17 protein-coding genes and 1 tRNA gene are annotated in these 20968 nt (G+C 67.9%); 10 read left to right on the top strand and 8 right to left on the bottom strand.

All coding sequences use genetic code 11. From position 1 onward, the window contains the following. Positions 1-12 precede the first annotated feature (12 nt). Positions 13-1227, top strand: coding sequence for a UbiH/UbiF/VisC/COQ6 family ubiquinone biosynthesis hydroxylase (locus tag N539_RS0100360; protein ID WP_028968649.1), 1215 nt, complete (start codon positions 13-15; stop codon positions 1225-1227). 1 nt (position 1228) lies between these two features. Here N539_RS0100360 and N539_RS14700 read toward each other — a convergent pair whose 3' ends face one another. Both N539_RS14700 and N539_RS0100350 read right to left on the bottom strand, forming a co-directional pair. Continuing rightward, complete coding sequence (locus N539_RS14700) at positions 1229-1864, bottom strand: LON peptidase substrate-binding domain-containing protein (protein ID WP_051531278.1); 636 nt, start codon at positions 1862-1864, stop codon at positions 1229-1231. Then, complete coding sequence (locus N539_RS0100350) at positions 1861-2766, bottom strand: tetratricopeptide repeat protein (RefSeq protein WP_028968648.1); 906 nt, start codon at positions 2764-2766, stop codon at positions 1861-1863. Before N539_RS0100350 ends, N539_RS14700 begins: the two co-directional genes overlap by 4 nt. 165 nt (positions 2767-2931) lie before the next feature. On the opposite strand from N539_RS0100350, the gene N539_RS0100345 reads away from it, so the two are divergent. From N539_RS0100345 to N539_RS14695, 3 genes are all read left to right on the top strand, one after another. Next, positions 2932-3006: transfer RNA gene (locus N539_RS0100345), tRNA-Gly, on the top strand. A gap of 156 nt (positions 3007-3162) precedes the next feature. Continuing rightward, entirely contained in the window at positions 3163-3687 is a 525-nt protein-coding gene (locus N539_RS0100340) for a Dps family protein (RefSeq protein ID WP_028968647.1), read from the top strand. A gap of 44 nt (positions 3688-3731) precedes the next feature. Beyond that, positions 3732-5171 (top strand): NAD-dependent succinate-semialdehyde dehydrogenase, encoded by a 1440-nt coding sequence (locus N539_RS14695; protein ID WP_051531067.1) that lies wholly within the window; start codon positions 3732-3734, stop codon positions 5169-5171. Positions 5172-5174: 3 nt separating this feature from the next. Here the strand turns inward: N539_RS14695 and N539_RS0100330 are convergent, their stop codons facing one another. The 4 genes from N539_RS0100330 to hemC form a co-directional block, all read right to left on the bottom strand. Continuing rightward, on the bottom strand, positions 5175-6257 hold the full coding sequence (locus N539_RS0100330) for a serine hydrolase (protein ID WP_028968646.1): 1083 nt from the start codon (positions 6255-6257) through the stop codon (positions 5175-5177). Between the two features lie 142 nt (positions 6258-6399). Beyond that, the gene (locus N539_RS14690; protein ID WP_156029670.1) at positions 6400-7203 is read right to left on the bottom strand and encodes a hypothetical protein; all 804 of its coding nucleotides are present in this window, start codon (positions 7201-7203) and stop codon (positions 6400-6402) included. Beyond that, positions 7200-7865, bottom strand: a complete 666-nt coding sequence (locus N539_RS0100320; RefSeq protein ID WP_028968645.1) for a uroporphyrinogen-III synthase — start codon at positions 7863-7865, stop codon at positions 7200-7202. The genes N539_RS14690 and N539_RS0100320 overlap by 4 nt, the downstream gene beginning before the upstream one ends. Then, positions 7862-8776: a hydroxymethylbilane synthase gene (gene hemC / locus N539_RS0100315; protein ID WP_037551617.1), complete on the bottom strand. Its 915-nt coding sequence runs from the start codon at positions 8774-8776 to the stop codon at positions 7862-7864. Before hemC ends, N539_RS0100320 begins: the two co-directional genes overlap by 4 nt. Positions 8777-8827: 51 nt before the next feature. Here hemC and tsaD point away from each other — a divergent pair, with 51 nt between their 5' ends. From tsaD to purH, 6 genes are read left to right on the top strand one after another with little or no spacing between them, the layout of a single operon-like run. Further along, a complete protein-coding gene (gene tsaD, locus N539_RS0100310; RefSeq protein ID WP_028968643.1) occupies positions 8828-9859 on the top strand; it encodes a tRNA (adenosine(37)-N6)-threonylcarbamoyltransferase complex transferase subunit TsaD in 1032 nt (343 codons plus the stop codon). Beyond that, a complete protein-coding gene (locus N539_RS0100305) occupies positions 9856-10836 on the top strand; it encodes an NAD(P)H-dependent glycerol-3-phosphate dehydrogenase (RefSeq protein ID WP_028968642.1) in 981 nt (326 codons plus the stop codon). The genes tsaD and N539_RS0100305 overlap by 4 nt, the downstream gene beginning before the upstream one ends. Positions 10837-10840: 4 nt before the next feature. Continuing rightward, complete coding sequence (locus N539_RS0100300) at positions 10841-12085, top strand: RsmB/NOP family class I SAM-dependent RNA methyltransferase (protein ID WP_028968641.1); 1245 nt, start codon at positions 10841-10843, stop codon at positions 12083-12085. 18 nt (positions 12086-12103) lie between these two features. Next, the gene (gene rpe / locus N539_RS0100295; RefSeq protein WP_028968640.1) at positions 12104-12778 is read left to right on the top strand and encodes a ribulose-phosphate 3-epimerase; all 675 of its coding nucleotides are present in this window, start codon (positions 12104-12106) and stop codon (positions 12776-12778) included. Continuing rightward, positions 12775-14427, top strand: a complete 1653-nt coding sequence (locus N539_RS14685; RefSeq protein WP_037551615.1) for a heparinase II/III family protein — start codon at positions 12775-12777, stop codon at positions 14425-14427. The genes rpe and N539_RS14685 overlap by 4 nt, the downstream gene beginning before the upstream one ends. Positions 14428-14441: 14 nt before the next feature. Continuing rightward, positions 14442-16031 carry a bifunctional phosphoribosylaminoimidazolecarboxamide formyltransferase/IMP cyclohydrolase gene (gene purH / locus N539_RS0100285; RefSeq protein WP_028968639.1) on the top strand — a complete coding sequence of 530 codons (1590 nt, stop codon included), beginning with the start codon at positions 14442-14444 and terminating at the stop codon, positions 16029-16031. A 7-nt stretch (positions 16032-16038) separates the two neighbouring features. Here the strand turns inward: purH and N539_RS14680 are convergent, their stop codons facing one another. Together N539_RS14680 and polA are read right to left on the bottom strand one after the other, a co-directional pair. Beyond that, positions 16039-17556: a lipopolysaccharide biosynthesis protein gene (locus N539_RS14680; RefSeq protein ID WP_231462842.1), complete on the bottom strand. Its 1518-nt coding sequence runs from the start codon at positions 17554-17556 to the stop codon at positions 16039-16041. 50 nt (positions 17557-17606) lie between these two features. Next, positions 17607-20474, bottom strand: coding sequence for a DNA polymerase I (gene polA / locus N539_RS0100275; RefSeq protein ID WP_028968638.1), 2868 nt, complete (start codon positions 20472-20474; stop codon positions 17607-17609). Positions 20475-20968 lie beyond the last annotated feature (494 nt).

Genomic DNA, 20968 nt, shown 5'->3' with positions numbered 1-20968 from the left:
TAGGGCGGCGCGATGGATCGCGCGGACGTCATCATCTTCGGCGGCGGGCTGGTCGGGCTGGCATTGGCTTCGGCGCTCGATTCGAGCGACCTGTCGGCGATCGTCGTCGATCCCGCCGACCCGGCGCCCCGAGCCACCGGGGCATTTGACGGGCGGACGAGCGCGGTCTCGTCGAGCTCTATGCGCATGCTCGAGACGATCGGCGTTGCAGCGCATCTCGTCGAGCCGGGCTGCCCGATCCGGCGCATCGCCGTCGCTGACGGCCTCGAGCCCGGCGGCCTCCAGTTCGATGCCGACGACGATGAGGCGCTCGGCTGGATGCACGAGAACCGCAACTTGCGGACCGCGCTCCAGGCCCGCGCCGAGGCGGGTAAATCGACTTGGCTTCTGTGGAAGTCCCGACTCACCCACGTCGATCGCGGCGAGCATGAAGTCACCGTCGCGCTGGAAGACGGGCGCAAGCTCAGCGCTCCGCTGCTGATCGCCGCCGATGGACGCAATTCGGCGACGCGGGAAGCCGCCGGCATCCGCATCGCGCGCTGGAAATATCCCCACCAGGCGATCGTCTCGGTGCTCCGCCACGAGCGGCCGCATGATCAGGTCGCATACGAGATCTTCTACCCCTCGGGGCCGTTCGCGCTGCTGCCGATGACCGACGATGCCGGCGGCCATCGCTCGGCGATCGTGTGGTCGGTGCCACAGGAGGATGCGACGGGCTGGCTCGCGCTCAACGACGAGGATTTTGCCGCCGAGGCCAAGGCCGCGATGGGCGGCTTCCTCGGCGACATTGCGTTGCTCGCGCCGCGCTCCTCGTTCCCGCTCGGCTTTCATCATGCCGCGCAGATGACGGCGCGGCGGCTCGCTCTCATCGGCGACGCCGCGCATGCGATCCACCCGATCGCCGGGCAAGGCCTCAACCTCGGGTTCCGCGACGTCGCCGCGCTGGCGCAGGTGCTGGTCGAAGGCGCGCGCCTCGGCCTCGACCTTGGCGACCGGCAACTCCTCGACCGCTATCAGCGCTGGCGCTCGCTCGATTCCTTGTCGGTCGCCTTTGCCACCGACAGCCTGACGCGCATCTACGGCGTGCCCGGCAGGACCGCGTCCGCCATCCGGCGCTTTGGCATGGGCCTGGTCGGCCGCATCGGGCCGCTCCGCAATCGCCTTCGCAGCGAAGCGCAGGGCACCAGCGGCGAGCTTCCGCTGTTGCTCCGGGGGTTGCCGATATAACCTATTGCAGCGTCGGTTCGATCTCGACGCCACCGCTCACGGCCACGCGGTGAAATTGCATCAGCTGCACCAGCAGATCGGCGCGCGCGGCGAGAGTCGCCTCTTCCAGCAGCGCTTGCTTGGCGCCGATGTCGAACGGGGCGACCTGGGCAATTGCGTTGACCAGCATCTCGTCGTCGAGGCGGTTGACCCCGGCCCAGTCGACCGCGAGCCCGAGGGCGTCGCCGAGCCGGCGCGCTTCGCGCTCGACCTCCGCCCGCGAGCCCAGCGACAGCGGCGGCGGGTCGCGATCGTCGAACGCCGCCACGTCGACCTCGGCGCAGCGATAGCCCGCATCGCTCTCGGCCTCGCTTATCACGCGGAAGCGGTCGGTGCCGAGCAGGACGATGTTGAAGCGGCCGTCGTCGAGCTCTTCGACGCCGACGATGTCGCCAATACAGCCGACCCCGTACAGGGGCGCCTGGTTGTCGTCGTCGTCGCGCAGCGGCTGGATCATCCCGATCCGGCCGGCGCCGTCGATCGCGTCGCGCACCATCTCGCGGTAGCGGCTCTCGAAAATGTGCAGCGGCAGCTGCTGGCGCGGGAACAGCAATGCTCCGCCGAGCGGGAAGATCGGGACGCGGAGCGTTCGGCTCACGTGAACAGCAGCGCCGACAGCCGCCGCCGCTGCGCGCTCGACCACGGATCCCCCAGTCCTTGCGCCTCGAGCAGCTGGAGGAAGCGCTGGCGCGCCGCATGGTCGTTCCACTCGGGGTCGCGGCGGATGAGCTCGAGCAACCCATCGGCCGCGGCATCGCGATCGCCCGCCGCCATCCTCGCCGCGGCCAGCTCGAACCGCGCCTCATGATCGTCGGCGTTCGCCGCCAGCCGCGCCTCCAGCGGACCGGTGTCAACCAGCGGCGCCGAGGCAACCTCGAGCGCCGCGACCGCCCGGGCGATCTCGGGCTTCTTCTTCTGCTCGGCGGACAAGGCGTCGAGAACCTGCCGCGCCTCGTCATGGTCCCCGGCCGCGACCAGTGCGCGCGCCAAGCCACCAATCACGTCGAGATTGTCGGGCGCCATCTCCTGAACCTGGCGGAAGATCGAGACCGCGCGCGGCGCATCGCCATCGCCGAGCACCTGCTCGCCCATTGCCACCAGCGGCTCGATCTCGGCCTGGGGAGCGGCCCCCTCCGGCTCGATCTTGAGCTGGGCGAGAAGCTGGTCGAGCACCTTCCTGAGCTGGTCTTCGGTGCGGTAATTGGTGAGGTCCGCGACCGGCTGCCCGCGGTAGATCGCATAGACCGTCGGGATCGACTGGATGCGGAACTGCGCGGCGATCAGCTTGTCGTGATCGACGTCGAGCTTGGCCAGCGTCACGCCTTTGGCCGAATAATCCGCCGCGACCTTTTCGAGGATTGTCGAGAGCTGCTTGCTCAAAGCCGATCGGTCGGCCCAAAAATCGAGTATGACGAGCGCCGTCATCGACGGCTGGATGACGTCGGCTTCGAACCGCTCGATCGATTCGCGTTCGGCTTCGCTGAGGCCAAGGGTCGCCACGGTTTCGCGCTCTCGTCCGGCTGTTGATCCGCGGCCCATATGGGCGGCTCGCGCGACCGCCACAAGCTGGGCGGCAAAGCCTTGCGGGATCGCGCATCGCCATGCTAGGCGCGCGCCTCACCTCCGCCGGGGTCGGGCTTTCGGGTCCCCGGCGAACAGCTCAGAGCGGGCGTAGCTCAGGGGTAGAGCACAACCTTGCCAAGGTTGGGGTCGAGGGTTCGAATCCCTTCGCCCGCTCCAGCTCCGGCACGCCGGAGCATGCCGGCAGCGCGCGGCAATCGCTTCAGGCGATGACGACAAGCGAAAGACTTCATTTTCATTCGACAGCGTCCAGGCCTATCGGCGCCGCACGGCCCCGTTGCGTAGCGCCGCCCCCAGGCTCGAAGGGATGCCATCATGAACAGCGAAGACGCTTTGATCGTCCGCACCGCCCCGCTCGGAACCCCGACCGACCTTTCCGCGGACGCGGTCCGCGACGTCTCCGCCGCGCTCAATGCGCTGCTCGCCGACATGTTGGCGCTCTATGTGAAGACGAAGAACTTCCATTGGCACGTCTCCGGCCCGCATTTTCGCGATTACCATTTGCTCCTCGACGAGCAGGCCGACCAGATTTTCGCGACCACCGACCCGATCGCCGAGCGCGTCCGCAAGATCGGCGGGCGGACCATTCATTCGGTCGGCCACATCCACCGCCTCCAGCGCTTGCTCGACAATGATGCCGATTACGTGACCCCGCTCGACATGCTCGCCGAGCTTCGCGAGGACAATAAGCAGCTGACCAATGAGATGCGCCGCACCCACGCGCTGTGCGACGAGCATGAAGACGTCGCCACGGCGAGCCTGCTCGAGGTGTGGATCGACGAGGCCGAACGGCGCACCTGGTTCCTCTATGAGGCTGGCCGCTCGGGCGCACTAGCCTGAACCCAGGCCCGAAGCGTTGACGACCTGTCGGAAGGAGTGATGTGATGGCGGAGCAAGCGGAACTGACTCGTCCGGATGCCGGAGCCGTGTTCCAGACGGTCAACCCGGCGACCGGCGAACCCGGCAAGTCTTATCCCCGGCATTCGATCGCCGACGCGCACGATGCCGCGGCCGCTGCCCATCGCGCCTTCCTCGACTGGCGCCGCACTTCGTTCGACGAGCGCGCGGCGGTGGTGCGCAAGGCCGGCGATATTCTCCGCGCCCGCAAGGACGAGTTCGCGCGGCTGATGACCGAGGAGATGGGCAAGACCGTCGACGACGGCCGCGCCGAGGTCGAGAAATGCGCGACCAACTGTGACTGGTTCGCCGATCACGCCGCCGGATATCTCGCCGACCAGCCGGTCGACATCGGCGGACCCGAGGCTTTCGTCACCTTCAACCCGCTTGGCGTCGTCCTCGCGGTGATGCCGTGGAATTTCCCGTTCTGGCAGGTGTTCCGATTCATCGCCCCGGCGCTGATGGCCGGCAATGGCGCGCTCCTCAAGCACGCCAGTAACGTGCCGGGCTCCGCGCTGGCGATCGAGGACGTGCTTCACCAGGCGGGGGTACCGAAAGACCTGTTCCGGGCGCTGCTGCTGCCGAGCAGCGACGTCGAAGCGCTGATCAGGGACGACCATATCGCCGCGGTGACCCTCACCGGCAGCGTGGGAGCCGGCAAGGCGGTGGCGACCGCGGCGGGATCGGTGCTCAAGAAGTGCGTGCTCGAGCTCGGCGGCTCGGATGCTTACGTCGTCCTCGAAGACGTCGACATCGCGGCCGCGGCGAAGATCGCGGCGACCGCGCGGATGGTCAATGGCGGCCAGAGCTGCATCGCCGGCAAGCGCTTCATCGTCGTCCGCTCGATCGTCGACCGCTTCAGCGAGGCGCTGGTCGAAGTCATGCGTGGCTACGCAATGGGTGACCCGTCCAAGGACGGCACGAAGCTCGGCCCGATGCAGAGCGTCAAGGCGCGCAACGAGATCCACCGCCAGGTCGAGGACAGCGTGCGCAACGGCGCGCGGCTGCTGCTCGGCGGCAAAATCCCCGACAAGCCGGGCGCCTGGTACCCTGCGACCGTGCTGGGCGACGTCCGGCCCGGCCAGCCGGCGCATGACGAGGAAGTCTTCGGCCCCGTCGCTGCAGTGATTGCGGCGGAGGACGAGGCCGACGCCATCCGCATTGCCAACGCGAGCGAGTTCGGCCTCGGCTCGGGCGTGCTGACCGGCGATCCCGACCGCGGCCGCCGGATCGCAGCAAAAGAGCTCGAGGCGGGCCTGAGCTTCGTCAACGAGAACGTCCGGTCCGACCCGCGCATGCCGTTCGGCGGGGTCAAGCATTCGGGCTACGGCCGCGAATGCTCTGCCTATGGCATCCGCGAATTCACCAACATCAAGAGCGTGCACGTCCGCCCGCTCGAGCACGGGACCGGCAACGCCATCGAGTGAGACTTAGTTGGCGGCGGCGGCGTATTGCATATCGTGCTGGGCAATCACCGCGCGCACGACATTGTTCATCAGCGCCATGCGGGTCGGCAGCGGGACCTTGGTCAGCTTGATCATCACCGCGACGGAGTAGCTTCTGCCGTCCGGGGCGGTGAGAATGCCGATGTCGTTGTAGCCGGCTTGGTAACCGTCCAGCTCCTGCCCGGTCCCGGTCTTATGGTTCAGCACCCAGCCGGGCTGGAGCCCCCCCTTTAGGCGGTTCGCGCCGGTTTTGGTATGCGACATGATGTCCAGCAGCCTTGCGGTCGACGCGGGCGACAGCAATTCGTTGCGCTTCAGCCGCGCCAGCGCCGCCGCGATCGCGCTCGGCGCCGCGCCGTCATAGGGATCGTCCACGTAGCGGTTGAACGCCGCCTGCCTGACCGACCGTGGCAGCGCATCGCGCGCGTCGAAGAAGGCGTTGCCGAACGAATAGCTTGGGCTCCAGATCAGGCCCGCGATCCGGCTCTGCAGCGCTCGCTCGCCGTCGTAGAAGCGGATCGCGCCGAGATGCTTGCCGTGGATCATCTCGCGCACCGCCGTCGGGCCGCCGACCGAGCGCATCAGCTTGTCGTTCGCGGTGTTGTCGCTGGTGGTGATTGCCTTGACCATCAGGTCGGCCAGCGTGGTGGAATAACCGCCTTCCAGGATCAGCGATCGGATCGGTTGATGGAAAACCGTGAGGTCGGACCGCGTCAGCGTGACCTTGTCGTCCAGCCTGACGCGGCCCTGGTCGACCGCGTCCATCGCGGTGATCGACACCCACAGTTTGCTGACGCTTTGTTGCGGATAAAACTCGTCCGCCTTCCAGCCGGTCGCCCAATTGTCGTCGACCGCGCGGACCGCGATGCCGACTCGGCCGTCGAAGGCGCGGCCCAGCTCCTCGACGCGGTCGCGGATATAGTTCGGCGCGGGCGTAGCCGGCCGGACGGCGACCGGGGCTGCGCGCGGCGGAATGGCGCGAGGGACTGGGTTCTGGACTGCGGCCGAGGCGTCGACCTGCGCGCCCGCCAGCAGCACCAGTGCAAGTCCGACACGCCGTGACGTCATGACCTCAATTCCCCCGTGGATTCGCGCCTGTTGCCAGACGCTTAGCGAAGCGTAGGTGAACTGCCGCTGGCCGCCGCGCGGATCAGACTCGCATCCCGGACTCGGGTTGCCAAGCCGAAATTGCGGTCGATATGCGCTGGATTCAGCGACCTTGCGCGCTGCCGCCGAGGAGCGCCGCCGACTCGATTTCATCGAGCGCCCGATGCGCCGCGACATAGCGCCGCGCCTTGCCGACCCAGTCGCCGGCGCGCGAAGCACCGGGCAGGCGCATGGTTTCGGACAGGGCCTGGTCGACCTCGCCCGCCGCGAGGCGTTGCGCAGCGCGGCGATAGCGGGCGTCGGGGTTGGCCGACGGGCGGTCGGCCGGATGGATCGCGACGAGGCCGCCGAGCTCGCGGCGGAAATTCGTCCACCAGCTGTCCTGCGGCCCGCCCCGCCTCAGGTCCGGGCCGAGCGTCTCATATTCGGCGCTGAGGTCGTTCAGCCGCACCGGCTGGTGGGACGAGGTGATGATCGTCGCCACCGCCGCCGGATGCTGGGCGCCGAAGCGGTCGACCAACAGATTCTCGAGATAGCCGAGCGCCACGCCGCGATCGATCGCCCGGCGGGCGGCGAAGGCGACGACGAGGGCGTCGGCGCGGCCGGCAAAGCCCTCGGCGCGCTGAGTCGCATTTTCGACCCGCCCCACGCGCTGCTCGAGCGTCGCGATCTTGGCCGCGTCTTCGGGATCGTTCGGCTGGTCCGCCGCGGCCTGCTCACCTGCATTCATCACCACGGGCTTGGGGGTCAGGACCGCCTGCGGCTGAGCGGCCGGAGTAATGCCGAGGACTCGCGCGGCCTTGGGATAATGCGCCAGGCTCCACGCCGCCGCGCCGGCGCCGACGATGATCAGCACCAGCCCGACCAGCAGCCGCGCACTCCAGCTCATGCTCGTTCGGCCGTTCATTGCGGGGCCGGTATGTTGCACAGCCGTGCCGCCAGGGCCAGCAGCGCTTGATCGTTCGGCTGGTCGGCGATCTCGATGCGGCGCCAGCCGGTGCCGGCGGCTTCAGCAGCAACGGCACTGATCGCGACGATGGCGGTCGATCCTCGCTCGCCCGATAATTCGGCGAATCGGAGCGCCGCCCGCGGTGAATGGATGAGGACGATTGCTCCCTCGCCCGGGTGAAGGTCGGGGTTCGCGCGCTCCGTCGATCGATAGACGGCGAGCGAGGTGATCGCCTGGCGCGAAGCTTGCGGTTCGCGCCGGTCTTCGCCGCAGAGGTGAAGCAGCTTCAGGGACGGATCGAGCGCACTGAGCAGCGCGTCGACTCCGGCATCGCCGGCACTCGCGACAGCGAACCCGGCCTCCCGCGCCGCTTGCGCGGTGGCGTCGCCAACCGCGTGGACCGGCAGCATCCGCAATCCCATCAACTGCCCGCCGCCGCAGCGGATGGCATTCGCGCTGGTCAGCAGCACGGCATCGAACCGGGCCGGGTCGGGCGCTTCCCAGGCGAGCGGACCGACGTCGAACAATGGAATCCGAACGGGCTCGAGCCCGAGCATTCGCGCGCGCTTCGCGGTCTCGCTCGCACCCGGCTCGGGGCGCAACACCACGACCCGGCTCATTGCGCGGCGAACAGCCTCCGGATCGATTCAGGTGCCTTATCCAGCAGCTCGCGGGCGAGCGCTTCGGGCGGTTTGTGATCCCCGCAATCGAACACGGTCCGGCCTTCGACCATGTCCGCGCCATCCTCGCTGAACAGCTGGCCGCGCATCCTCAAGTCGCCGTCCTCGAGCACGCAGAAAGCGGCGACCGGGGAAGCGCAGGTGCCGCCCAACGCGCGGGTGAAGGCGCGCTCGGCCATCACGCAATCGTAGGTGATCTGGTTGTTGATGCTGGACAGCACGCTCTGCGTCATCGTGTTGTTGGTCCGGCATTCGATGGCAATTACGGCCTGGCCCGGCGCCGGCAGCAATATCTCGGTCGGGATCGCCGTGCCGGTATTGATGTCCAGCCGCTTGAGACCGGCGGCCGCGAGCAAAGTCGCATCGACCTCGCCGTCCTCGATCTTCTTGAGGCGGGTTTCGACATTGCCGCGCAGCGGCACGATCTTGAGGTCGGGCCGCATCCGCAGCAACTGAGCCGCGCGGCGCGGCGACGACGTTCCGACGACCGCGCCCTTCTTCAGCGAGTCGATCGACTCGGCGCCGATGATTCGATCGCGCGCGTCGCCGCGCGGGCGCACCGCGGCGATGTGGATGTCCTTGGGCCGGACGCTTTCGACGTCCTTCATCGAATGGACGCAGAAATCGACCTCGCCGGCGAGCAGCGCGCGATCGAGTTCCTTGGTCCACAGCGCCTTGCCGCCGATTTCCGCCAGCGGCCGGTCCTGGACCTGGTCGCCGGTCGTCTTGATGGCAATGATCTCGACATAGCCGTCGGGCCAGCGCTGCGCGCTTTCGATCGCGCTCGCCACCTTGCGCGCCTGGGCCAGCGCCAACGGCGACCCGCGCGTTCCAAGCTTGAGGCCCATCATCAGCCACCCCTAGTGCATTGCGCCGCCATCAGGCAAAGGGCCGCACGCGAAATGACATTGATATTGGGCCTTGAATCCTCGTGCGACGACAGCGCGGTCGCGTTGGTGACCGGCGACCGGCGCATTCTCGCGCAGGCGGTTGTCGGGCAGAACGCCGCGCACCAACCTTATGGCGGCGTGGTTCCGGAAATTGCGGCGCGCGCCCATGTCGAGATCCTGCCCGACCTGATCCGCCGCGTACTGGACGAGGCGAAGGTCGGCATCGGGGACGTCGATGCAATTGCCGCGACCGCTGGGCCGGGGCTGATCGGCGGAGTGATGGTCGCGCTGCTTGCCGGCAAGGGCTTGGCGCTTGCTGCGGGCAAGCCGCTGATCGCGGTCAACCATCTCGAAGGCCACGCGCTGAGCCCACGTTTGGTCGATCCGGATCTCGGCTTACCCTATCTCCTGCTGCTCGTCTCCGGCGGCCATTGCCAACTGCTCGAAGTGCGCGGGGTGGGCGACTACCGCCGCCTCGCGACGACCATTGACGATGCCGCGGGGGAGGCGTTCGACAAGGCCGCCAAGCTGCTCGGGCTCGGCTACCCCGGCGGCCCGGCGATTGAGGCGCTGGCCGGATCGGGTCTTCCGGCGGCCGTTCCGCTGCCGCGCCCATTGGTCGGTTCGGGCGAGTCGCATTTCTCCTTCGCGGGCCTCAAGAGCGCCGTCCAGCGCGCCGTCGCTTCCGGGGATTATCGGCCCGAGGATATCGCGGCGAGCTTTCAACAGGCGGTCGTCGATTGTCTCGTTGACCGAACCGCGCTCGCGCTCGACAAGACCGATGCGCCGACGCTGGTCGTCGCGGGCGGAGTGGCCGCCAACGCCGCGATTCGGTCGGCGCTCGCCGGCCTTGCCGCGCGTGAAGGCCGCGGGTTCAGCGTGCCGCCGGCCTGGCTGTGCACCGACAATGCGGCGATGATCGCCTGGGCCGGCGCCGAGCGCTTCGCCGCCGGCTTGACCGACGGCCTCGACGCACCGGCGCGCGCGCGCTGGCCGCTGGACGAATCGGCCGAGAGAGTCCGCGGCGCGGGGGTGAAGGCGTGAAGCTCGGCATCATCGGTGGCGGCGCGTGGGGCACGGCTTTGGCCCAGGTCGCGGCCGCCGGCGGCCGCGAGACCCTGCTGTGGGCGCTCGAGCCGGAGGTGGTCGAGGCAGTCAACTCTAGCCACGAAAATCCGCTGTTCCTCGCCGGCATCCCGCTCGATCCGGCGATCCGCGCGACTTCGGACCTGGGCGAGCTCGAAGGATGTGATGCCTGGCTCGTCGTCACTCCGGCGCAGCACATGCGCGCGGTGCTCAAGGCTGCGCCCGGCTGCGACAGGCCGTTGATCCTGTGCGCCAAGGGCATCGAGGAAGGCAGCGGCGAGCTGCTCCATCACGTCGCCCGGGAGTGCTGCCCCAAGGCGCAGGTCGGGGTCCTCTCCGGGCCGACCTTCGCCCACGAGGTGGCACAGGGCCTCCCCACCGCCGTTACCCTTGCCGCCGAGGATGGCGAGCTGGCCGCCCGCCTGCGCGAGCGGCTCGCGCGGCCGACGTTCCGCATCTATATTTCCGATGACGTTGCCGGCGCGGAGATTGGCGGCGCCGTCAAGAACGTCCTCGCGATCGCCTGCGGCGTGGTCGAGGGCAAGGGCCTCGGCCAGAACGCGCGCGCCGCGCTGATCGGACGAGGTTTTGCCGAAATGACCCGCTTCGGGCTTGCCTTCGGAGCGCGCCGCGAGACCCTCACCGGCCTGTCCGGGCTCGGCGACCTCGTCCTCACCTGCTCCTCGACCAGCTCCCGCAATTATTCGCTCGGGGTCGGGCTTGGCCAAGGCCGGCCGGCGGTCGAATTGATGGCCGATCGCCGTACGGTGGCCGAGGGCGCCTTCACCGCGCCGGTACTGGCCCGCCTCGCCGGGGAAAAGGGCGTCGACATGCCGATCGTCGAGACCGTCGAGGGGCTTTTGTCGGGGCGCTTCACGGCCGACCAGGCGCTCGAACAATTGCTGTCGCGCCCGCCCCGGCCCGAGGCGGTCTAGGCGCATGCCCGACCCAGAGGGCGTCGCCGCACGCCGCGCGGCGCTGCGCATTCTCGACGCGGTTCTTCGGCGGGGCGAGACCCTCGACGGCGCGGCGCAGGCGGCCCGCGGCCTAACGGGACCGGATCGCAACTTCGCGGTCGCGATCGCCGGCGAAGCGCTGCGGCGGTTGCCCGATCTCGACGCGCTGATCGACGGCGCGACCCGTCAGCGCCTGCCCGACGACAGCAAGGCGCGGATGGTGCTGCGCATCGCGCTTGCGCAAAAGGCCGGGCTCGGGACGCCCGATCATGCCCTGGTCGCCACCGCTCTGCCCCTCGTCGACGGCGGCCCGCGCCGTCTCGTTCACGGGGTGCTCGGGACACTGTTGCGCCGCGGCCTGCCGCCGCTCGATGCGCCGCATCTTCCCGAGGAGGTCGAGGCGCGCTGGCAATCGGCCTGGGGTGAATCCGTGGTCGAGGCCGCGCGCCGGCAAATTGCGCATCGCCCGCCGCTCGACCTGACCTTCGCCGATGATAGCGAAGCGAAGGCGTTTGCGGGCGCCTCGCTCGCGCCGAGCCATGCCCGCCTTGAGAGCGCCGCGGTGGCCGAGCTGCCCGGCTTTGGCGAAGGCCGCTGGTGGGTGCAGGACCTCGCCGCTTCGCTGCCCGCGCGACTCATTCCGAAGGATGCCGTCGATGTCCTCGACTTGTGCGCCGCTCCGGGTGGCAAGACGATGCAGCTTGCGGCGGCTGGTCATCGGGTGACGGCGGTCGATTCCTCGGCCAGGCGCCTCGAACGCCTGCGCGAGAACCTCGAGCGGACGCATCTGCAGGCCGACCGCGTTACCGCGGATGCGCTGACTTATGAGCCCGGCCGGCAATTCGATGCCATTCTGCTCGATGTGCCCTGCTCGGCCACCGGCACTTTCCGCCGCCATCCCGAGGTGCTCTACCGCGCCCTGCGCAAAGTCATCGCCGACAGCGCCGATCTGCAGCGGCAACTGCTTGACCGCGCCGCGCGGTGGATGAGGCCCGGCGGGATGCTCGTCTATTCGGTCTGCTCGCTCGAGCCCGAGGAAGGCGAGCAGATCATCGAATGCTTTCTCGACGGCAATCCGGACTATGCGGTCGATCCTCCCAAACCCGGGGAATTGCCCGATTTCGTGACCGCATCGCCCCAGGGGTGGATCCGCATCCTGCCCGGCCTGCTCGAAGCCGAAGGCGGGCTCGACGGCTTCTTCATGGTCCGCCTTGTCCGCAAGGGTTAATCCCGTCTAATCGGCGCCATGCCCCAAGGGACTAACACACCGCTCATTGCTCCCTCGATCCTGTCCGCCGACTTCGCCAGGCTCGGCGAGGAAGTGCGCGCGATCGACGAGGCCGGCGCCGACTGGATCCACATCGACGTGATGGACGGCCATTTCGTCCCCAATCTGACGATCGGCCCGGGGGTGGTGAAGGCCCTTCGTCCCCACAGCCAAAAGCCGTTCGATGTCCATCTGATGATTTCGCCGGTCGATCTGTTCCTCGACGCTTTCGCCGAAGCCGGCGCCGATACCATCACCGTCCATCCGGAAGCCGGGCCGCACCTCCATCGCACCATCCAGCGCATCAAAGGCCTGGGCAAGAGGGCTGGCGTATCGCTCAACCCGGCGACTCCGGCGAAGGTCCTCGACTACGTGCTGGAAGAGGTGGATCTGGTTCTCGTCATGAGCGTCAATCCGGGCTTTGGCGGGCAGAAGTTCATCACCAGCCAGCTCAAGAAGATCGAGGCGATCGCCAACCGCATCGCCAAGGAGAATCTCGACGTTCTCATCGAGGTCGACGGCGGCATCGATGCGGAAACCGCGCCGCAAGCCGTCTCGGCCGGCGCGAATGTGTTGGTCGCCGGCACCGCGGCATTCCGCGGCGGGCCCGATCATTATGCGGCGAACATCCGCGCGCTGAAGGGCGGCGGATGACGGTGCCGGCATCGGCGGCCGAACGCGACATCGTCCAGAAACTTGCGCGCGGATCGCTGCTTTCCCGGCTGAAAGGCTCGCGCCACCCATTGAAGCTGGCGGCGGTTCCGCGCGATCATGTTCCGGGCGATCGGCCACGCGGCGAAGCCTTGGTCGCGGGACGCTTTCAAGTCGGCAGCGAGACCGTCCCGCTCGCCGATCTCGATTTCGCTGCGCTCGGCAGCGCGGGTCCGGTCGGCGACTACATCCAGGGCTTTTCCTGGCTCCGCGATCTCGCTACCGCCGCGTCGCGCGAAAAGGGCGCGCGGCTCGCGGAGGCGATCGTCGGCCGCTGGCTCCTGGCGCACGGAACCCGCGCCGACGAGGCCTGGGCGCCGCATTTGTGGGGCGAGCGCATCCTCTATTGGGCCGCCTACGCGCCCTATATCCTGTCGAGTGGCGACGCGGGCTATCGCTCCGCGCTTCTGAACACCTTCGCCCGGGGCGCGCGCCATGTCGAAACCAGCGCCGACAAGGCGCCGCCGGGGCTGAAGCGGATCACGGCGTGGTGCGGCGTGGTGGCCGCCGGGCTGCTCGTCCAGGGCGGCGTCCCCCGGGTGGCGCGCGGCGAAGCGGGCCTCGCTCGCGCGTTGAGCGCGGCACAATTCGATGACGGCGGCCTCGTCAGCCGATCGCCGTTCGAGCAAGTCCAGCTGGTCGATCGTCTCGGCCTGCTTCGCGCCTGCTATTTCGCGGCGAAGCAAACCATCCCCGACAGCATCGAAGCGGCGGCCGCGGCCGCCCTCGCCGCGCTTCATGGCGTCACCATGGGCGATGGCGCGCTGTCGAGCTGGCAGGGCTGCGGGCCGGGCGAAGCGTCGCGACTGGCAGCGCTGGTCGAAGGCTGCGGCGTCCGTGCGCGCGCGCTCCGTCAACCGCGGGGCTGGGGTTACCAGCGGCTGTCCGCGCTCGGCACGATCGTCGTCCTCGATGCCGCTCCCCCGCCGAGCCAGAAAATGGCGACTCAGGGCTCGGCTTCGACGCTCGCGTTCGAAATGTCGGACGGCGGCCAGCGGCTGGTGGTCAATTGCGGCGGACCGGGACCGCTGCCGAGCGAGCTTTCCGATGGCCTGGTGTCGAGCCTGCGGTCGACCGCCGCCCACAGCACCCTCGTGCTCGCCGACACCAATTCGACCAACATTCTCGCCGACGGCTCCCTCGGCAAGGGCGTCGAGGACGTTGCTATCGACCGCAGCGAGGACAATGATGCGAGCCGGCTCGAGGCGAGCCATGACGGCTATGTTCGGGCGTTCGGGCTGGTCCACAAGCGCAGCCTGATGCTCGGCAATGACGGCAAGGAGCTGCGCGGCGCGGACCAGCTCATCGCGAAGGGGCGCAAGAAGATCCGCGCTGCCGCAAGCTATGCGGTGCGGTTCCACCTTGCCCCTGGCGTCGAGGCGACGACCACCGCCGACGGCATGGGCGCGATCCTTCGCTCGCGCGGCGGGCCGCCGTGGAGCTTCCGCTGCCGCGGCGGAAGCTTGACCATCGAGGAAAGCTTGTGGATCGACGGCCGCGGGCAACCACAGCCGACTGTGCAGCTCGCGATCATCGGCGAAATCTCCGCGCTCGGCGGCGAAATCGGCTGGCAATTCCGGCGCACGAGCTAAATCAGGAAGGACTCATGACCGATATCGTACCCGTTCGCCGGGCACTCATTTCGCTTTCCGACAAGAGCGGGCTCGACGAGCTCGCGGCCGGCCTCGCGCGGCATGGCGTCGAGATTGTCTCGACCGGCGGCACCGCGGCGAAGCTCCGCGAATTCGGAAACGAGGTGCGCGATGTCTCCGACCTCACCGGCTTTCCGGAGATGATGGACGGGCGGGTCAAGACACTCCACCCCAAGGTCCACGGCGGGCTACTCGCCGTCCGCGACAATCCCGAACATGTGGCGGCGATGGACGCGCACGGCATCGTCCCGATCGATCTCGTCGTGGTCAATCTCTATCCGTTCCTCAACACCGTGACGAGCGGCGCGGACCGCGACACGATTATCGAGAATATCGACATCGGCGGCCCGTCGATGGTGCGCTCGGCGGCCAAGAACCATGCCCATGTCGCGATCGTGACCGACCCCGCCGATTATGCGGCGCTGCTCGAACAGCTCGATGCCAACGGCGGCACCACCCTCGAATTCCGCAAGTCGCTCGCGGCCAAGGCATTCGCGCTGACCGCGGCCTATGATTCGACCATTTCGCAATGGTTCGCCTTCGCCGACCAGGGTGAGCGCTGGCCGCACAGCTGGACCCGCGCGTCGACCCTCAAGATGCCGCTTCGCTACGGCGAGAACCCGCACCAGCAGGCGGCGCTCTATCTTCCGGTCGGGCCGTCGGCGCGCGGCGTCGCCCAGGCAAGCCAAGTCCAGGGCAAGGAGCTCAGCTACAACAATCTCAACGATGCCAATGCGGCGCTGGAACTGGCGGCGGAGTTCCGCGACGGCCCCCCGACCATCGTCATCGTCAAGCACGCCAATCCGTGTGGCGTCGCCACCCGCGACCGCCTGCTCGACGCATGGAAGGAAGCGCTCGCCTGCGACGCGGTCTCCGCGTTCGGCGGGATCGTGGCGAGCAACCGGCCGCTCGACGTCGCGACCGCCGAGGCGATCACCGACATCTTTACCGAAGTGGTGGTGGCGCCCGACGCCGACGATGAGGCGAAGGCCATCTTCGCGAAAAAGAAGAACCTGCGGCTATTGCTGACCGGTGACTTGCCCGATCCGCGGCGCGGCGGTCAGACCTTGGCGATCATCGCTGGCGGCATCCTCATGCAGGACCGCGACAATGGGGTCGTCACGCGCGAGCAGCTCAAGGTCGTCACCAGGCGCCAGCCTACGGAGCAGGAACTAGACGACTGCCTGTTCGCCTGGACCGTTGCCAAGCACGTCAAGTCGAATGCGATCGTCTACGCCAAGGACGGTGTCACGGCGGGCATCGGCGCGGGCCAGATGAACCGCCGCGACAGCGCCCGAATTGCCGCGATCCGCGCCAGGGAAGCCGCCGAGGCCAACGGCTGGCCCGAGCCGCGGACGGTCGGCTCGGCGGTCGCCTCCGACGCCTTCTTTCCCTTCGCCGACGGCCTCCTCGCCGCGGCCGAAGCCGGCGCGACCGCCGTGATCCAGCCCGGCGGCTCGATCCGCGACGACGAGGTCATTGCCGCTGCGGACGAAGCGGGCCTCGCGATGGTCTTCACCGGAATGCGTCATTTCCGGCATTAGCGGCCGGCTAGACGATATCGTCCTGGATCTGGTCGCGCGCTTCGGCTGCTTCCTCGGCTTCGCGCAGCTCGCGCACCTCGGATTTCTTCATCCGGAACAGCTCGCGGTCCTCGGGCCCGAAACCCTTGGTCCACAGCACGGCGAAGAAGGCGACGAGGATCAGCGGGACGCCGACGACGAGTTGCCAAGTCTCCGGCAATAGCCAGCGGACCACGCCGCCCGCGATCAGTCCCGACCCGGTGGCCCAGGCGAGGTCCCAGCGCCAGCCGCTGACCGGCGCTCCCAGCTGCTTCTTCAGCAGCCACGACTTGGTGATCGAGGCGAAGCCGAGCGCGACGCACAGCCCGATCGCTGGACCGGTCGCCTGGAACGCCTGCGGCAGCCCCTCGTCCTTCATGATCAGGATCAGTGCGGTGGCCAGCCCCGCTTCGAGCGCCAGCATGACCAGGCTGATCAGCATGTTCCGCTTGCGCGCGACGTAAATCAGCGCCGCCTCGCTGACGACGGCCGCGGCGGCGATGACCTCGGCTGCAAGCAGGAAGCCCAGCGTCGCGGTGCCGCCGGTGAACCCCGACCCGACCAGGCCCATCACCGCGCGCCCGGGAATCCCCAGCGCCAGCGCGATGCCGAGCTGCGCGGCGATGATCCAGTAAGTGACCTGCCGCAACTGCTTGGCGACAGAATCGCGATCGCCGACGGCGATCTTGCGCGCGATCGCCGGACCGAGCACGGGCTCGAAGCTGGTCTTCAATTTGGCGGGCAGGGTCGCGACCTGCTGGGCGACATAATAAATCCCGACGAAGCTCGCCGGCATGAACGCGCCGAGCGCGGCGAGGTCGATCCTGCGCGACGCCCATTCGACCGCGTCGGCCGCTGCGAGCGGGGCGTTCCGGACCGACGTTCCCCACGCCAGCCGAAGGTCCGGCTTCCATCCGTGAGGGATGCCATAGCATCTGACCAGCGGGATCAGCGCCGCGACCAGCGCCGCCACCATCGAGAAGACGTAGGAGACGATCAGCCCGTCATTGAGCGAGACGTAGGACCAGGCGAAGGCGACAATGCTGATCGTCCACGGCTCGACGATCGAGCGCGCCCGCACCGTGGCGCCGACGTCGTGCTGATAGGCCAAAGCGGCGAGCGCGATGTCGGTCCAGGCGATCGCCAGCACGGTGATCGCAAGCCATCGATCCATGCCGTGGACCTGCGTCGTCGGGTACATTGCCTTGGGGAAGGCGAACAGGATCGCCATTCCGATCGCCGAACCGATCGCCGCGACGAGCATCGCGTCGGCGACGATGCAGGCTTCGGGCTTCCTGGCGTTGGCGAGCAGCTGGGCAAGACCGCGGCGCAGCCCGAGCGCGGCGATCTGCGCGGCGAATTCGACCGTCAACACCGCATAGGCGAAGCGCCCCAGCGACTCGGCGCCGTAGATGCGGCCGGCAATGAACAGGAACGGCAACCGCGCCGCGAGCCGCAATACGAATCCGAAGACGTTGAGCCGGCCGCCCCGCGCGAGGGTGGCCATGTCGGCGTCGGGCGATTGCGCGCTGACCGCCTCGGTCCGCCCGCCGTCGCTCAATGCGCCTCGCCCCAGTGGGCGCCCCAGCCGACCTCGACGTCGAGCGGAACGTCGAGCGTCATGGCCGGCTCCGCCGCTCTCGACATCACCTGCTTGATCACCGCCGCCGCCGCTTCCTCGCGGCCGTCGGGCACTTCGAACACCAGCTCGTCGTGGACCTGGAGCAGCATCTTGACGTCGTCGAGCCCGGCGTTTGCGAGCGCGCCGTCCATCCGCGCCATCGCGCGCTTGATGAGGTCGGCGCTGGTGCCCTGGATCGGCGCGTTGATCGCGGCCCGCTCGGCACCGCCGCGGATCGACGGGTTGGGCGAGCGGATGTTCGGCTCGAAGTGGGTCTTGCGTCCGAACAGGGTCTTGGTGAAGCCATGCTCGCGGGCGAAGGCCAGCGTCGCGTGCATGTAGGCGCGGATTCCCGGGAATCGCTCGAAATAGCGGTCGATGATCGCTTTGGCCTCGTCCCTCGGTACCCCGAGCCGCCCTGCCAGGCCCCACGACGAAACCCCGTAGAGGATCGCGAAATTGACGGTCTTGGCCTTGCCGCGGGTGTCGCGGTCGACGATCCCGAACAATTCCTGGGCGGTGATCGCGTGGATGTCGTCGCCGGCCTGGAACGCGGCCTTGAGCTGCGGCACGTCCGCCATGTGGGCCGCCAGCCGGAGCTCGATCTGGCTATAATCGGCCGACAGGATCTTGTGCCCCGGATCGGCGACGAAGGCGTCGCGGATCTTGCGGCCGACCTCGGTCCGGATCGGGATGTTTTGCAAGTTGGGATCGTTCGACGACAACCGTCCGGTCTGTGCTCCGGTCAACGAGAAGCTCGTATGCACCCGCCCGGTCTCGGGATTGATCTGCGCCTGGAGCGCATCGGTGTAGGTGCTTTTGAGTTTTGTCAGCTGGCGCCAGTCGAGCACCAAGCGCGCGCAATCCACCCCTTCCGCGGCAAGTCGTTCGAGCTCGGTGACATCGGTCGAATATTGTCCGCTCTTGCCCTTGCGGCCCCCCTTGAGGCCGAGCCGCTCGTACAGCACCTGGCCGAGCTGTTGCGGGCTGCCGATGGTGAACGGCCCGCACGCCGCTTCGTAGATTTTCTCCTCGAGCGCCTGGATGTCGCGCCCGAATTCGCCCGACAGCCGCGCCAGATAGTCGCGATCGACCTTGATCCCGCGCCGCTCCATCCTCGCGATCACCGGCACCAGCGGCTTGTCGACCCGCTCGTAGACCCGCGCGGCATTCTCCTCCGCGATGCGCGGCTTGAGGCGCAGCCACAGCCGCAGCGCGATGTCGGCATCCTCGGCGGCATATTCGGTTGCCTGTGGGAGCGGCACCTTGTCGAAGGTGATCTGCTTCTGGCCCGAGCCGCAAACCTGCTTGAACGGGATGCACTCATGGTCGAAGTGAAGTTTCGCCAGCTCCTCGAGCCCGTGGCCGAAGCTCCGGCCGGCATCGAGGTCGAAGCTCATCACCATCGTGTCATCGACCGGCGCAACCTCGATCCCGGCCTTGTCGAACATCACCCAGTCGTATTTGAGGTTGTGCCCGATCTTGAGCACCGCCGGGTCTTCGAGCATCGGCTTCAGCTTTGCGAGCACCAGCGCTTCCGGGAGCTGGTTCGGCGCGTCGGAGTAAAGGTCGGCGCCGCTGTGCCCGACCGGGATGTAGCAGGCGCGGTTGGGCGCGGTCGCCAGGCTCACGCCCGCGAGCTTGGCGATGATGCAGTCGATGCAGTCGGTCTCGGTATCGATCGCGACCTGGCCCAGCGCTCTCGCCTCGGCGATCCAGCGGTCGAGCGACGCCTCGTCGGTCACCGTCTCGTATTTCGATCGGTCGATCTCGATCTGTTCGGCCGGCGCCGGGCCTTTCGACTTGGGCTCCAGGGCCGTCATGACGTCATTGATGCCGCCGCCGCTACTGCTGCGCCCCGTCGGCGCGGTCGCGCTGCCGGCGCTGATCAGCCGGTTGAGCAGGGTCTTGAACCCTTGGTCCGCGAGAAACTCCTGCAGCGGCTCCATCGGAATGCCCTTGAGCTCGAGCGCCTCGAGCGGCTCGGGCAGCGGCGAATCGCACACCAGCCGCACCAGCTCGCGGCTGAGGCGCGCGTCTGCGGCGAACTCGATCAGATTCTGCTTGAGCTTGGGCTTGCTGATCTGGTCGGTCGACGCCAGCACCGTCTCGAGGTCGCCGTACTGCTGGATCAGCTGGCTCGCGGTCTTTGGCCCGATCCCGGGCACCCCCGGCACGTTGTCGACGCTGTCGCCCATCAGCGCCAGCACGTCGCCGACCTTCTCCGGCGGCACGCCGAACTTCTCCAATACCTCGGTCCGTCCGATCCGGCGGTCGTTCATGGTGTCGAGCATGTCGATCCCGGCATCCTCGTCGATCAGCTGCATCAGATCCTTGTCGGAGCTGACGATGGTCACTTTCCAGCCCGCCTTGATGGCGGCGGTGACGTAGCAGGCGATGATGTCGTCGGCCTCCAGACCCGCCTCCTCGATGCACGGAATCGAGAAAGCACGCGTCGCCACGCGGATCAGCGGGAATTGCGGGACCAAATCCTCGGGCGGCGGCGGCCGGTGCGCTTTATACTGGTCGTACATCACGTTGCGATGGGTGTGCTCGGACGCATCGAGGATCACCGCCATGTGCGTCGGCCCGTCCGCGCGCGACAGGTCGCCGGCGAGCTTCCACAGCATGGTCGTATAGCCGTAGACCGCGCCCGCCGGCTGGCCGTGCCGGTTGGTCAGCGGCGGCAGCCGGTGATAGGCGCGGAAGATGTAGCTCGAGCCGTCGACGAGATAGAGGTGGTTCGTCGTCTGCGGCTTCGGAGCGTCGGTCGGCGGTGCGTCGGTGGTTTCGGTGTCGGCCATGAAGGCGGCGGTTTAGCAGGGTGGCGGCGGGAAGGAAGCTGAACGGAAGGTAGGGAGCGAGGCGACTGCTTTCGAGCAGTTGCAGAGATTCAATCATCAGTTACCTTCTGGTTGCAAGCGAGGTCTTCATGCTGAGTAAGCGTATCACTTCAACAATCATGCTGTGCGCCCTGGCCGCCCCTGTGAGCGCCGCCGGCCTAAGCGGTTTGAAGGGCAAGCCGTATCATGAGGCTCGTGTTAGGCTTCTGCGGGACGGCTACCGGCCTGTCCACTTTCAACGAGGGGCCCTGTTCGAGCCGTGCCCAGACGACCCGGCGTCATGCAAGCGATATCCTGAAGCGCTAAATTGCTCGGGAACGGGACTTGCTTACTGCCAGTTTGCCTTCTTCGATCCTCGTCATAGACGCTACTTCGTGGTCATCACGCGTGGTGAAGAACGGAGAACCGTCGATAGTATAGCTATTCCTACTCGCCGGGAGAGACAGGAAGGCTGG

The organism is Sphingomonas sp. URHD0057 (assembly GCF_000620665.1).
In the GTDB taxonomy this organism is placed as follows: Bacteria; Pseudomonadota; Alphaproteobacteria; order Sphingomonadales; family Sphingomonadaceae; genus Sphingomicrobium.
The sequence above is the reverse complement of the archived record's forward strand: the minus strand, read 5'-3'. Positions and strand labels throughout refer to the sequence as shown.

Coding starts and splice junctions, on each gene's coding strand:
- N539_RS0100360 (WP_028968649.1), top strand. CDS start 13: ATGGATCGCGCGGACGTCATCATCTTCGGCGGCGGGCTGGTCGGGCTG.
- N539_RS0100340 (WP_028968647.1), top strand. CDS start 3,163: ATGAACAGCGAAGACGCTTTGATCGTCCGCACCGCCCCGCTCGGAACC.
- N539_RS14695 (WP_051531067.1), top strand. CDS start 3,732: ATGGCGGAGCAAGCGGAACTGACTCGTCCGGATGCCGGAGCCGTGTTC.
- N539_RS0100330 (WP_028968646.1), bottom strand. CDS start 6,257: ATGACGTCACGGCGTGTCGGACTTGCACTGGTGCTGCTGGCGGGCGCG.
- N539_RS14690 (WP_156029670.1), bottom strand. CDS start 7,203: ATGAACGGCCGAACGAGCATGAGCTGGAGTGCGCGGCTGCTGGTCGGG.
- N539_RS0100320 (WP_028968645.1), bottom strand. CDS start 7,865: ATGAGCCGGGTCGTGGTGTTGCGCCCCGAGCCGGGTGCGAGCGAGACC.
- hemC (WP_037551617.1), bottom strand. CDS start 8,776: ATGATGGGCCTCAAGCTTGGAACGCGCGGGTCGCCGTTGGCGCTGGCC.
- tsaD (WP_028968643.1), top strand. CDS start 8,828: ATGACATTGATATTGGGCCTTGAATCCTCGTGCGACGACAGCGCGGTC.
- N539_RS0100300 (WP_028968641.1), top strand. CDS start 10,841: ATGCCCGACCCAGAGGGCGTCGCCGCACGCCGCGCGGCGCTGCGCATT.
- rpe (WP_028968640.1), top strand. CDS start 12,104: ATGCCCCAAGGGACTAACACACCGCTCATTGCTCCCTCGATCCTGTCC.
- N539_RS14685 (WP_037551615.1), top strand. CDS start 12,775: ATGACGGTGCCGGCATCGGCGGCCGAACGCGACATCGTCCAGAAACTT.
- purH (WP_028968639.1), top strand. CDS start 14,442: ATGACCGATATCGTACCCGTTCGCCGGGCACTCATTTCGCTTTCCGAC.
- N539_RS14680 (WP_231462842.1), bottom strand. CDS start 17,556: ATGGCCACCCTCGCGCGGGGCGGCCGGCTCAACGTCTTCGGATTCGTA.
- polA (WP_028968638.1), bottom strand. CDS start 20,474: ATGGCCGACACCGAAACCACCGACGCACCGCCGACCGACGCTCCGAAG.